This is a genomic window from Pseudonocardia ammonioxydans (assembly GCF_900115005.1).
In the GTDB taxonomy this organism is placed as follows: Bacteria; Actinomycetota; Actinomycetes; order Mycobacteriales; family Pseudonocardiaceae; genus Pseudonocardia; species Pseudonocardia ammonioxydans.
Genome location: NZ_FOUY01000041.1, coordinates 38,149 through 51,155, shown reverse-complemented (window position 1 = coordinate 51,155; position 13,007 = coordinate 38,149). Strand labels below are relative to the sequence as shown.

At 71.2% G+C, this 13,007-nt stretch carries 7 protein-coding genes and 4 pseudogenes; 4 read left to right on the top strand and 7 right to left on the bottom strand.

Annotated elements, in window-relative coordinates:
* The coding region (locus BM093_RS37595; RefSeq protein ID WP_342743045.1) for a transposase family protein at positions 1-315 on the top strand (315 nt) is incomplete at its 5' end.
* Positions 316-468: 153 nt separating this feature from the next.
* Here the strand turns inward: BM093_RS37595 and BM093_RS27750 are convergent.
* From BM093_RS27750 to BM093_RS27725, 7 genes and pseudogenes are all read right to left on the bottom strand, one after another.
* A complete protein-coding gene (locus BM093_RS27750; protein ID WP_177238743.1) occupies positions 469-1,740 on the bottom strand; it encodes an MFS transporter in 1,272 nt (423 codons plus the stop codon).
* A 210-nt stretch (positions 1,741-1,950) separates the two neighbouring features.
* Positions 1,951-2,310 carry an oxidoreductase C-terminal domain-containing protein gene (locus BM093_RS38430; RefSeq protein ID WP_425439205.1) on the bottom strand — a complete coding sequence of 120 codons (360 nt, stop codon included), beginning with the start codon at positions 2,308-2,310 and terminating at the stop codon, positions 1,951-1,953.
* An 18-nt stretch (positions 2,311-2,328) separates the two neighbouring features.
* A pseudogene (locus BM093_RS38425) lies at positions 2,329-3,192 on the bottom strand (NAD(P)/FAD-dependent oxidoreductase); the annotation flags it as partial.
* A gap of 96 nt (positions 3,193-3,288) precedes the next feature.
* Positions 3,289-4,056 (bottom strand): annotated as a pseudogene (locus tag BM093_RS38420) (2,3-bisphosphoglycerate-dependent phosphoglycerate mutase); the annotation flags it as partial.
* A 94-nt stretch (positions 4,057-4,150) separates the two neighbouring features.
* Positions 4,151-5,148: pseudogene (locus BM093_RS27740) on the bottom strand (IS481 family transposase).
* Positions 5,149-5,263: 115 nt separating this feature from the next.
* Positions 5,264-6,255, bottom strand: a pseudogene (locus BM093_RS27735) (IS481 family transposase).
* A gap of 1,312 nt (positions 6,256-7,567) precedes the next feature.
* Complete coding sequence (locus BM093_RS27725) at positions 7,568-8,452, bottom strand: LysR family transcriptional regulator (RefSeq protein WP_093352601.1); 885 nt, start codon at positions 8,450-8,452, stop codon at positions 7,568-7,570.
* Between the two features lie 161 nt (positions 8,453-8,613).
* Between BM093_RS27725 and BM093_RS27720 the strand changes: the two genes are divergently transcribed.
* Genes BM093_RS27720 through BM093_RS27710 form a run of 3 tightly spaced genes read left to right on the top strand, consistent with a single transcriptional unit; the run spans position 8,614 to position 12,962 of the window.
* Positions 8,614-9,672: an SDR family NAD(P)-dependent oxidoreductase gene (locus tag BM093_RS27720; protein WP_218162955.1), complete on the top strand. Its 1,059-nt coding sequence runs from the start codon at positions 8,614-8,616 to the stop codon at positions 9,670-9,672.
* Positions 9,669-11,174 (top strand): aldehyde dehydrogenase family protein, encoded by a 1,506-nt coding sequence (locus BM093_RS27715; protein ID WP_093352593.1) that lies wholly within the window; start codon positions 9,669-9,671, stop codon positions 11,172-11,174. The genes BM093_RS27720 and BM093_RS27715 overlap by 4 nt, the downstream gene beginning before the upstream one ends.
* Positions 11,175-11,204: 30 nt before the next feature.
* Entirely contained in the window at positions 11,205-12,962 is a 1,758-nt protein-coding gene (locus tag BM093_RS27710) for a thiamine pyrophosphate-binding protein (RefSeq protein WP_093352588.1), read from the top strand.
* The last annotated feature ends 45 nt before the right edge of the window (positions 12,963-13,007 follow it).

Below are 13,007 nucleotides of genomic sequence, written 5' to 3'. Positions count from 1 at the left end.
CGCGAGCACGGGATCATCGACGCCCTGGCCGAGCATGAGATCCCCGCCGCGGCCGACACCGCCTACCAAGGCGCCGGTCCTACAGTCGCCGTGCCGCAGCGGCGTCGACGCAAGGACCCCGACACCGGCCGATTCCGGAAGCTGTCGCGACACCAGAAGGACGTGAACACCGCCCACGCCCACCGTCGCGGACCGGGTGAGCGGGCCAACGCCGAGCTGAAGAACTGGCGAGTCCTGCGCAAGATCCGGTCCAGCCCGAACACCGCCGACAGGCTCATCGCCGCAGTTCAGACCCTCATGATCGCCAGCGCGTGATCAGGTTGGCAAAGGCTCAATGCCCTGGTTGTCGGCTCATCCTCGGTGACTCGCCCCGTCGGTTCGTCCACCCATCTGCGCCGGTAGCCTGAGTGGGCCCGCCGACCCGGGCTCATATCAAAGCCTCCACGAGGCCAGGGACGGTCCACATCGTCACCTCGTGCGCTGGCCCTGCTCGGCCGCCGGCGTACCGTTCGGCCTTGGTGGAGCCGACTCCACCACCCTCCGACGCGGGAGCAGGATGATGGCGAGGCCTCCCAGGAGGGCAATCAACGCGAAGGCGAAGAAGCCCGCGTACGGCGTTGCGAACACCGTCGTCATCACCGCGAGGTACACCGGTCCGACGATCGCGCCGAACCTGCCGAAGCCCTGCCCGAAGCCCAGGGCCGTGCCTCGCAGTCGGGCCGGGTAGACGTCCACGACGCAGGCCACCACCAGTGCCTGGCCCGCGAGGGAGCCGACGCCGGCGAGCCCGCACAGCACGTAGATGACGGCGGGGGACTGCTCGCGGGCGAACGGGAGGAGGATGAGGACCGCGGCCGCCACTGCGAACCCGCCGACGGTGGCCACTCGCAGGTGTCCTCGGTCGGCCAGCCAGCCCAACCCGACGACGCCGAGCGATGCCCCGATGGTGAAGGCCACCGTGAACTGCAGCGCAGAGGTCATCGCATATCCGTTGCGCAGCAGGACGGTCGGCAACCAACTGCTGGTCGAGAAGACCAGCGCCAGGGACAGGAAGGTGGCCGCCCAGGTCAGCACCGTCGCCCGGAGCAGCGGTGCGGAGAAGAGCTCGCGCGGGTGCGGCGCGCGGCGCTCGTCGCCAGGCTCCGGCTGATCCTGCGGGACGCCGGCGGGCAAGAGCCGCCACAGCGGCCAGATCAGCAGCAACGGCAGAACGCCGGGGAGGAACAGCCACTGGAAATGGACCTCGGGCAGGAGGAGGGCCCCAAGGAAGGCGGAGACGGAACCACCGATCCCCAGCGCGGCGAAGGAGGTCCCGATGTGCAGCGTGCGTGAGGTCTTCGGTGCGTGGTCGGACACCAGCGCCCCGATGAGCGGGGTGAGGGCACCGATCGAGATGCCGGTGAGGAACCGGGCGGCGCTGAACAGCGCGAGCGTCGGGGCTATCGCGGCGACCAGCATCGAGAAGGAGATGAGCGCCATGGCGATGGTGACGGGCAGCCTGCGGCCCGTGCGGTCACTCAGCCAACCGGCCAGGACCGCGCCGATCGGCATGCCTGCACCGGTGATGGCAGCGACGGTGCCCAGCGTGGCCGCGGTCCCGCCCCACGGCTCGTAGGTCACCAGCGACGGGCCGACGGTGCCCAGCGCGAACAGGTCGTAGCCGTCGAAGAACAGCATCAGGAAGGCGAGCAGGAGGACCGTGCGGCCGGTGGACCTCGTGGCCGGATCGGGCAGCGTCATCGGACCTCTCCGATCGGTGGGCGCCCTGCGGCCGACGGCTCGGCGCGCTCGTCGCGTCGGGAGGGTCGTTCGGGTCGAGGGGCCGGGCCCCCGTAGAACCGTGCGGTGTTCATGGATGGTGTCCTCGCGATCGTCGGTGATCAGTGGCGGGATGGTGCACGGCGCCGGTGCACCGAGGTCCATCGGAGAAGGGGGCGGCGATCTGTGCGGCTACTGTCCGGCTGCGGGAAGGGACGGATGACGGCGGTCGCCCAGCGCCGAGCGCGACGTTCCCGACAGCAGGGCCTCGCGTGCCGCGGCGAGGGACGCGCCCCCCCGGCCGAGCGTGCGCCGGCACGCCACCAGCGCCCTCGGCCAGTTCACCGTCAGCGCCCCGACGAACGTGGCGTCGGCGTCGCTGTAGAGGACGGCGAACGAGCGTGTGGGGTCAGCTCCGTCGACACGCTCGAAGGCGAGGGCGCCACCGGTGCGCCCGACCAGCTGTAGCTTCCAGTCGTACTGGTCGCTCCAGACGTACTCGAGCGGGGCGTGGACGTGGAGGTCGTCCGGGTGAGCGATGTTGTGTGCCACGCACGTGGCCTGCTCGACCGCGTTGGTCCAATGCTCCACCCGGACCGGATGCGCACGGTCCGGATGGTGCCAGCGCGCCACGTCGCCGACGGCCCAGACGTGCGGGTCGTCGATCGAGCGGCTGTGGGCGTCACACAGCACGCCGTCGGCGCGGCTGATCCCCGATCCGGCGAGCCACTCGTCGTTGGGCACGGCGCCGATCCCGACGACGACGGTGTCCGCGGGGATGCGGGAGCCGTCAGAGAGCCGGACCGTCAGCCCGGCGCCCGACTCCTCGATCCCGTCGACCCCGACGCCGAACCGGGTCGCGACACCCCGATCACGATGCAGGGCTCCGACGATCTCGGCGATCTCCGGGTTCAGGACCCGGCTCAGCGGGACTGGGACGGGGTCAACCACGGTCACCTCGGCCACTCCGAGCGTCCGCGCGGACGCCGCCACCTCGGCGCCGACGAACCCGGCGCCGATCACCACGAGGTGCCCGCCGCGACGGAGGTCCTCGCCGAGGGCCATGGCGTCGTCGGCGCTGCGGAGCACGTGCACCCCGGCAGGGGTTCCCCACGGAGACGGCCGGGCCCGCGCACCGGTGGCCACAACAAGATCGGAGAAGGGCAAACGCGTCCCGTCGGAGAGCTCGACCTCGCGCTCGTCCCGGTCGACGCCGACGGCTGCTCGACCCAGCTCTAGGCGGATCCCGAGCGCCTCGGCCTCCTCCCGGGAGAGCAGGACGATGTCCTCCACCCCCCGGGTCCCCGCCAGCACGGCCTTCGACAACGGCGGCTTGTCGTAGGGGAGTGCGGCCTCCTCGCCGACAAGCACGATCTCGTGCTCGTAGCCGGTGGCCCGCAACGCCTGCGCTGTGCGGACCCCCCCGACCGACGCTCCCACGATGGCGGTTCCTGGTGTTCCCGCGTGTCGGTTCGCGGACTGCATAGATCGCTCTCCTCTCCGGTCGCCCGCGGCGACGTGGTTCTTGGTGCCCTGGGCGACGACCTCCGCGATGCCGGTCTTGGCCGCGTCGGGATCCAGGTATTCCCCACCCGGTCGGCGGGGACGCAGATCGGGGCCGAGCAGGTAGCGGAGCGGGACGCCCGTGGGGAGGTTCAGCCCCTCCACCTCGGCCTCGGCGAGACCGTCGAGCAGCAGGCACAGCGCCCGGAGGGAGTTGCTGTGCCCGACGACCAGGACGGTACGGCCCGCCCGGAGGTCGGCGGCGATGACGGGCCAGTACCCGTTCAGCCGCGCGCACACGTCGGCCAGCGACTCCGTGGCGGGCAACAGCTCGCGCGGGACCGCCGCGTAGCGCGGATCGGCGGTCGGGTGGGCCGGGTCGTCCGGATCCAGCGGAGGTGGGGCCTCCCGGTACGAGCGCCGCCACCGGTGGACCTGGTCCTCGCCGAACCGCTTGAGGATCTCGCGTCGGTCGCGCCCCTGGAGCGCGCCGTAATGGCGTTCGTTCAGCCGCCAGGTCCGCGCGATCGACGGGCGCGGGAGCCCGGCCTGGGCCAGGACGTCCACCACGAGCTTCGCCGTCCGCACCGAACGGTCCAGGACCGAGGTGTGCACGACGGCGGGCGCGCACCCGTGGTCGAGCAGCAACGACCCGGCCCGCGCGGCCTCGACGCGACCGCGCGGGCTGAGGGGGACGTCCAACCAGCCGCTGAAGGCACCCGTTCGGTTGCCCTCGCTGTGCCCGTGACGCAGGAGGATCAGGGTGCTCCCAGGCCGGGCGGCGCTCCGTGACATCGACGGCAGCCTCCTCGCCCGCGCCCGACACAGGTTTCCGCTCCGCGCGGACCATCGCAGGCAGCGGTATGATGTCATGCCATTACGGGAATGGCTAGATGTGATGTCCGGGGAGGTTGGTCAGCCGGGTGACCGGTGGTCGGCCGCCGATGGCGGAGTGAGCGCGGTGGTGATTGTAGAAGTGCAGCCAGCCGGGCAGGGCGTCGTCGCGTTGCCGGGTTGAGTCGTAGAGCCGGGCGTAGGCCCACCCGTCGGCCAGGGTGCGGTGGAATCTTTCGATCTTTCCGTTGGTCTGGGGCCGGTAGGGGCGGGTCCGTTTGTGGGTGATGGCCGGCTCGGCGCAGGCGTCGCGCCAGGCGTGGGACTTGTAGGCCGAGCCGTTGTCGGACAGGACCGCTCGACGGTGACGCCGCGCTCGGCGAACCAGGCGACCGCGCGCTCGAGCACGCCGATCGCGGTGGCGGCCTTCTCATCAGTACAGATCTCGGCGTAGGCGGTGCGGGAGTGGTCGTCGATCACGGTGTGCACGAACGCGGTCCCGATCACCGGGCGGTAGGCGCTGCCTCGGGCACCGGTGCGTCGCGCGGTGGCCTCCTGGTTGCGGCGGCCCTGCTGTCGTCCCTGGTAGCGCCAGCCCCCGCCGTCGGGGATGTTGGCGAACTTGGTGACATCGACATGGATCAACGAGCCCGGGTGGGGGTGCTCGTAGCGGCGCAACGGTTCCCCGGTGACCCGGTCGATCCGGGACAGCCGGTTGATCTCACAGCGCACCAGGACCGCGTGCACGGTCGAGGCGGCCATACCCAGCCGCCCGCCGATCTGGACCGGACCCAGCCGGTGGCGCCGGCGCAGCCGCACGATCCGCCGCACGAGCCGGGGGCCGGTCCTGGTCGGGGACGAGTGTGGCCGTGAGCTGCGGTCGAGCATCCCGGCCGCCCCTTCGGCCCGGTAGCGGTCGGCCCACTTCTTCGCGGTCCGCGCCGAGACCATGAACATCTTCGCGGCCGCGGCGTAGGTCCAACCATGATCGACGACGAGCTGAGCGAGCCTCAACCGGGCGCGCGGGGTCAGCGCGGCGTTAGCGTGGGACACGAAGGCCTCCGGTCGGTGAAGCGGTTCCTCGACAGCTCCACTTCACAACCGGAGGCCTTCGTCTGTCAGCCAGACTCACCGATCCCGGGCGGTACAACCTCCCCGGACATCACACCTAGATGTACTGCCCGGACAGGTTGGTCAACCTGCTGATCGGTGGGAGACCACCGATGGCGGTGTGGGGCCTGTGGTGGTTGTACTCGTGCAGCCACCCGGGTAGCGCCTTTCGGCGTTGCGACTCGCCGGTGTAGAGCCGGGCGAAGGCCCAGCCGTCGGCGAGAGTGCGGTGGAACCGTTCGATCTTTCCGTTGGTCTGTGGGCGTAGGGACGGGTGCGTTTCGGGGTGATCCGCAGCGCGTGGCAGGTGTCGCGCCAGGCGTGGGAGCGGTAGGCCGAGCCGTTGTCGGACAGGACTCGGCGGGTGGTGACCCCGCGGGCGGAGAACCAGGCCACCGCGCGGCGCAGCACAGCGATCGCGGTGGCGGCGGTTTCGTCGTCGTGGATCTCGGCGTAGGCCAGGCGGGAGTGGTCGTCGAGCACGGTGTGCACGAACGCCGTGCCCATCTTCGCCTGGTGGTGGGCGTTGCGAAGTTTCCCAGGGGTCGCGGCCCGGTTGCGGTCTCCCTGGGCGCGCCCGACATAGCGCCAGCCGCCGCCGTCGGGGATGTTGCCCAGCTTCTTCACATCCACGTGCAGCAGATCCCCGGGGGCGGGGTGTTCGTAGCGACGCACCGGTTCTCCGGTGGCGCGGTCGACATGGGCGAGGCGGTTGATCCGACACCGCACCAGCACCCGGTGCACGGTCGAGGCAGCGACACCGACCCGGTCGGCGATCTGGACCGGGCCCAGGCGCTTCTTCCAGCGCAGGTGCACGATCCGGCGCACCACCGGTGCCGGCGTCGCCCGCGGCGAGTGGTGCGGCCGGCTGGAGCGATCGGCCATGCCGGCCGGGCCGTCGAGGCGGTAGCGGTCGGCCCAGCGTTTCGCGGTCGGCCAGGCCACCTGGAACCGGGCAGCGGCCGCAGCGATCGGCACGTCGCCCTCGACGATCAGACGCGCCAGGCGCAGTCGGCCGCGTTCGGACAGTGGAGCGTTAGCGTGGACCACGAGGACCTCCTGTGGTTGTGGGTGCGGGTGCCTTCGACAGCTCCACACCCTCCGCAGGAGGTCCTCACCCTTCAAGATCAGCTAGATCGTGTCGTCACACGAGTTCGACCAACGTCTCCGGTCAGTACACCTAGAGCGTGTCTCAGGTGGTCGGTCAGCCGCCCGTCCGCGCGGCGTGGCAGATGCCGAAGCCCCAAGGTGTCCAGTTTCTTGCCGCTGCGTTCCGCGGTCATCCGGTACACCATCGGGGCCCAGGTCTCGTTGGCGAGGAACATGTTCTGCAGCTCCTCGTGAAGGCGCCCGCCGTCGGTGAGCGCGGTGATCGGTCGATGTGGGCGCGGAAGGCGTCCCCGACCTTGTCGCCCCCGATGAGGTTCCCGCCAGATGAAGTCGTCGGTCAGACTGGCGAACAGCAGGTCGTAGTCGCCTTCGTAGACTTTCTGCAGGGCTCGCGCAGTGCCATCGGTCGTCTTCTGCTTGGGATATCGGTGGCGCTTCCGTACAGGTGACGGGGCCGGTCGGGTGACCGGCCCCCGTCGGGGCGGCGCTCAGCCGTCCCAGAACTCGCCCCACGCCGCGGGGTCGGCGACGATCTCCCCGTGCTCAGCCGTCGGGCTGAAGGCCAGAAGCCCACCACGTCCATGTCGAGCGTGCGGCGCGCGCGCCGTGCCGACATGCGCTGGGCCACCATCGCCCACAGGACGTTCGCGTGGATGCCGGACGGCACGGCCCTCAGGGTTCCCTCGCAGAGCTCGTTCATTTGCACGACATGCTTCAGGGCCGCGGGCACCCCGACGTACGTGCCGCCCACGGGCTGCCCCCACCCCATGCAGGACGAACCCGGGGTCGAAGAGGGTCTCGGCGGGTGTGGCGCAGCGTCGAGGCGTGATCCATCCGGCATCGTCGCCGACAGGCACCGGGTGGCCCGTTCGCAGGAGGTTGCGATCGACTTCGACGGCGACGGCATCCGGCTCATCATCGCGCCGTCGGGCTCGTCCTGCTTCGTGAGGTGGGTGGTGGCCCGTCGGCTCCCGATGACTTCGGGTATCTCGGGTGCGGGCGTTCGGTCTCGCCCCACGCGGCTTGTTTCAGTGAGTGGAACAGCCATAGGCGCCGATCCCGGGGATCGGTCAGGCTCCTGCCGCGAACGGACGCCTTACTTCTTCGCTCTCTCGACCGCACCCTGGAAGTAGGAGCGTCTCCCCGACTCTGAACGCACCTTGCGGTCTTATGGTAAGACAACAGACTATTAGGCCGTTGGTGTCGTCGAGGAGGGTGTCTCATGGCCCAGTGTGGCGCCGGGAACACACGGTCACCCGGGGACCGTCTTCTGGACGTGGCGTACGAACCCGTTGACGGCGGGGGACAGCGGTCGCTGCGTGGACCAGTACAGCCACACCGGGGTGGCCATCGAGGTCTCACCGTCGTGGAGGCGGGGCCAGTCGTGGTCGATGGGTTCGCCGGGCAGATGGTCGTCGGCCACTACCGCGACGCCCAGGCCGGCCCTGGCCAAAGCGGCGAGGGACGCGAAGTCGTGCGACTCGTACACGATGTCGAGTGCAAGGCCCCGCGCTCGCAGCGGGGGTTCGAGCAGGTTGCGGCTCAGACTGAAGCTCGGGCCGACCAGGACGGGGACTCCTGCCAGCTCGGTGACGTCGACCGTGGGACGCCTGCGCCACGGGTGCTCCTCCGGCACGACCACGACGATCCGCGCCTGGCCCAGTTCGATGCCCGCGATCCGAGGGTCGACCCGGGGGAGGCAGGTGACCACGTCGGCGTCGCCGTCGACGACCCGCTCCACCTCCGGCAGGCCGGGGAGGCCGTGGATGGCAACCTTGACATCGGGCTGCAGAGAGTGGAACCCGCCGATCAGCGGGGCCAGGAACCGGTGCAGGTGCGGGTAGGCGCACTCCACCGTGACGATGCCCGCCCGGCCGTGCCTTACCTCGACGGCCAGGTCGACAAGCTTGTCCGCGCTTGCAAGGACCTGCTCGGCCAGCGGGCGCAGCAGCAGCCCCGCGCTGGTCGGCTGCACGCTGCGCCCGGACCGTTCGAACAGCGGGACGCCGAGCTCCTTCTCCAGGGCCTTCACCTGGCGCCACACCGACGGCTGCGCGGTGTCCAAGCGGGCCGAGGCACCGAGGAACGAGCCCGCGTCGATGACCTCGACGAGGTAGCGGAGTTGGCGAACATCCATCTATACCTCCAACGAAGAGAAGATATCCATTCTATGTCATGGACGAAGATGTCTGGCGGTTCTAGCATCGAGCTGTCAACCGCCGCCAGCGAGGGCGTCGACCGGTCACGAATCGGCGCCCCGCACGAGATCCGGGAGTGTGAAGGTCGATGAGTGAGTCCGTGGAATCTCAGACGGGGACGACGGCCGAGGCCGTGCGTCGGGCGCAGACCGCCGCGGTGGACCGGGCGGTGGCCGAGTTTGGCGGCAGCCTCGAGGGTCAGGTCGCCGTGGTGACCGGCGCGGCCAGGGGGATCGGCGCAGTGCTGGCCGACACCCTGGCGACGGTGGGTGCGAAGGTCGCCGCCCTGGACAAGACCTGGGACGGCGCGGACGTCCACCGCAAGCGCCTCGAGGACGCGGGCGGCCTCGCGCTGGAGACTGACATCACCAGCGAGGCGGCCATCGAGGCCGCCCACACCGCGGTCGTCGAGAAGTACGGCCACGCAGACGTCCTGATCAACAACGCGGCGCTGGTCTCGGAGACGCTGTTCCGGCCCTGGGGCCGCCGGGCCACGCTGGAGACCACCGACGAGGACTGGCGCGCCATGTTCGACGTCAACGTCTTCGGCGCGGTCGCGATCACCCGCCGGTTTGTCAGCGCCATGGCCGAGCGGGGCAGCGGCAGCGTGATCAACGTGGTGAGCAGCGGCATCCTGTCGCACTCCACCGGCGGCGGCTACTACGCCGCGCGGCCGTACACGGTGGAGATGCCCTACCAGGCGGCGAAGGCGGCCGTCACGACGTTCGCCTTCTACCTGGCCGAGGAGGTGCGTGCCAAGGGCGTCTCGATCAACTCGGTCATGCCCGGCCACACCCGGGCCTCCTGGTTCGACGACACCGCCCGCGCCTACGACGGCGTCGGCCAGACCTACTTCATGCGGCCGGTGGTCTCCGAGCACCTGCTGCCGATCACCCTGTTCCTCGCCGGGCAGGCCGAGCAGGGCGTCACCGGGCGGCTCTACCCCGTCCCGGAGTGGAACTACGACCACGGCTACGGCGACCTGTCGTTCTGGCAGGACCACGACCTGCCCGAGGAGGTCGAGCGGATGTACGCGCGGATCGAGTCGGCGATGCCGCCCTTCCAGCGCTCGGGTCTGGCCCAGCAGGGCTTCGACACCGGCAGTGCGCTGTTCGTCGCGGCGCTGGGCAACCTGGCGGCGAGAGGGAACAGCGAATGACCGTGGTGCAGGGCTCTCCGGCACAGGAGGGCGCGGCGCTCCGGGCCAACGAGGCCCGCGTCGCGCAGCTGCTCGCGCGGGACTGGCGCCTGCTCGTCGGGGACGGGCTGGTCCCGGCCCGCTCGGGCCGCACCTTCACGGTGCAGAGCCCATACACCGAGCAGCCCATCGCCGAGGTGCCCGACGCGGGGGAGGAGGACGTCGAGGCGGCCGTCGCCGCCGCGTCCGCCGCGGCCCGCGACTGGCGCCGCACCCCGGTGCTGGAGCGGGCCCGCTACGCAGAGGCGCTCGCGGACGCGATCGACGAGCGGGCGGACGACTTCGCGCTGCTCGACGCGATCGACGCGGGCTCGCCGATCACCGAGATGCGCGCCGACGCCGCCAGGGCGTCCGCGGGCCTGCGGGTCTTCGCCGGGCTGGCGCTGGAGCTGAAGGGCAACACGATCCCGGCGAGCGAGAACCTGCACCTGACGGTGCGAGAGCCGTTCGGCGTGGTCGCGCGGATCGTGCCGTTCAACCATCCATTCATGTTCGCCGCGGGCAAGATCGCGGCGGCCCTGGTCGCCGGCAACACGGTCGTGCTCAAGCCGCCGGAGCTCGCGCCGCTGTCGGCGCTGCTGTTCGGCGAGGTGGCCAAGGAGGTGCTGCCGCCCGGCGTGCTGTCGATCGTCGTCGGCGACGGGCCGGAGGCACCGCGGGCCCTGGTGCGCCACAAGGCGGTCCGCCGGATCGGCTTCATCGGCAGCGTGGGCACCGGCACGGCCATCCAGCGGGACGCGGCGGGCACCGGGGTCAAGGAGGTCACTCTCGAGCTGGGCGGCAAGAACGCCCTGCTGGCCTTCCCCGACGCGGACCCCCTCGAGGTGGCCCGTTCCGCAGTCGCCGGGATGAACTTCACCTGGGCCGGACAGTCCTGCGGGTCGACCTCGCGGCTGCTGGTGCACGAGTCGGTGGCGGATGAGGTCGTGAACGAGGTCGTGCGCCTGCTCGGCGAGCTCACCATCACCTCACCGCTCGACCCGGTGAGCGAGATGGGCACGGTGATCTCCCGGCCGCACCACGAGCGCATCCTGAAGGTGATCGAGGACGCGCGGGCCGAGGGCGCCGAGCTGCTGACCGGCGGGGGTCGCCCCGCCCACCTCGACCGTGGCTACTTCATCGAGCCGACCGTGCTGGCGGTCGAGCCCTCCGCGCGTGTCGCGCAGGAGGAGGTGTTCGGCCCGGTGCTCTCGGTCCTGCGCTGGAAGGACGAGGGGGAGGCGGTGGCGCTCGCCAACTCGCTCGACTATGGCCTCACCGCCGCCGTGTGGACCAACGACATCCGGCGGGCCCACCGGGTCGCCGACGAGCTCGAGGCCGGGTTCGTGTGGGTCAACGGTTCGTCCCGGCACTTCCCCGGTGTGCCGTACGGCGGGGTCAAGAACTCGGGGATCGGCCGAGAGGAGGGCGTTGATGAGCTGCTCAGCTACACCACTGTCAAGAGCATCAATGTCATGCGCTGAGCGGGTCGCGCTCGTCCGGGCGGGTGCCCGGTGACGGTCGAGGAGCCGGAGGTGGCCTGGGGCAGTGACGCGATCGCCGCGGCGCTGCGGGCCACTGGCGTGCCCTACATCGCCCTGAACCCGGGATCGAGCTACCGCGGGCTGCACGACAGCCTGGTGAACTTGCTGGGCAATACCGATCCCGAGATGCTGCTGTGCCTGCACGAGGAGCACGCGGTCGCGATCGCCCACGGTTACTCGAAGGTCACCGACATGCCAATGGCCGCCGCGGTGCACAGCAACGTGGGCCTGATGCACGCGAGCATGGCGGTCTACAACGCCTACCTCGACCGGGCGCCGCTGCTGCTGCTCGGCGCGACCGGCCCAGTGGACGCGGCCGAGCGGCGGCCGTGGATCGACTGGATCCACACCTCCGCCGACCAGGGCGCGCTGGTGCGGCCGTTCGTCAAGTGGGACGACCAGCCCGCGTCGGTGCAGGCGTCAGTGACGTCGGTGCTGCGGGCGAATCAGATCACCCGCACCCAGCCCACCGCGCCGGTCTACGTCTGCTTCGACGTGTCTGTCCAGGAGCAGCGGCTCACCGAGCCGGCCCCTGCGGTCGACGTGAGCCGGTTCGCGCCCGTCGCGCCAGCCGCGCCGCCGGAGGAGGCCGTCCTGGAGGCCGTGCGGCTGCTCACCGGGGCGGGGCGCACGGTGATCCTGGCGGGCCGGGCGAGCCGCGACCAGGCGGAGTGGGACGACCGGATCGCCCTCGTCGAGCGGCTGGGCGCGTCGGTGCTCACCGACCTGAAGGTCGCTGCGGGCTTCCCGACGGACCACCCGCTGCACGCGGGACACCCGGGGCTCATCGCGCCACCGGCGATCCTCGACGTGATCCGGTCGGCGGACGTGGTGCTCAGCCTGGACTGGGTGGACCTCGGCGGACTGCTGGCGCAGGCGTTTGGGGACGAGCCGACCGCGAAGGTAATCGCCGCGACCAGCGACTTCCACCTGCACCGCGGGTGGACGAAGGACGACCAGGTGCTCGCGCCGGTCGACGTCCGGCTGCCGAGCCGGTCGGGGCCCACGGTCACCGCGTTGCTGCGGGCGCTCCCGGACACCGGTCGGCCCGCGCTCACCGAGCGCGTCGCGCCGCCCGCCGCGCCGGTGACGGACGGCGACGAGCTCAGCCTGGCCGCGCTCACCGTCCGGCTGCGCGAGGCCACCGAGGACCTGCCCGTGACCCTCGTGCGCATGCCCATCTCCTGGGACGCGAGCCAGTGGCCCATCACCGAGCCGCTCGCCCACCTGGGTGCGGACGGCGGGGCCGGGGTGGGCTCCGGTCCCGGGCTCGTCGTCGGGGCCGCGCTGGCGCTGCGGGGCAGCGGCAGGCTCCCCGTGGCCGTGCTCGGGGACGGGGACTACCTGATGGGTGTGACGGCGCTGTGGACCGCGGCCCGTCACGACATCCCGTTCCTGATCGTCGTGGCCAACAACCGCTCGTACTTCAACGACGAGGTCCACCAGGCCAAGGTCGCCGAGGTCCGGGGCAGGCCGCTGGCGAACGCCCACATTGGCCTGCGGATCGACGAGCCCGCACCGGACCTCGCCGGGCTGGCCCGCGGGCAGGGCATCGAGGCGTACGGCCCGGTGGGCTCGGACGCCGAGCTGGTCAAGGTCCTCGACCAGGCGGTGGAGTCGGTCCGTGCGGGCCGCCCCGTCGTGGTCGAGGTGCTTGTGCAACGAGGTTATGGGAAGTACGCCGCCCAGCTGGTCGGCGGCGACGACCACGACGGCCGAGACGACTGAGCTACTGGGCCGGGGGCCAGCGTCGCCCCGGCGGAACGACAACCG

Coding starts and splice junctions, on each gene's coding strand:
- BM093_RS27750 (WP_177238743.1), bottom strand. CDS start 1,740: ATGACGCTGCCCGATCCGGCCACGAGGTCCACCGGCCGCACGGTCCTC.
- BM093_RS27725 (WP_093352601.1), bottom strand. CDS start 8,452: ATGGATGTTCGCCAACTCCGCTACCTCGTCGAGGTCATCGACGCGGGC.
- BM093_RS27715 (WP_093352593.1), top strand. CDS start 9,669: ATGACCGTGGTGCAGGGCTCTCCGGCACAGGAGGGCGCGGCGCTCCGG.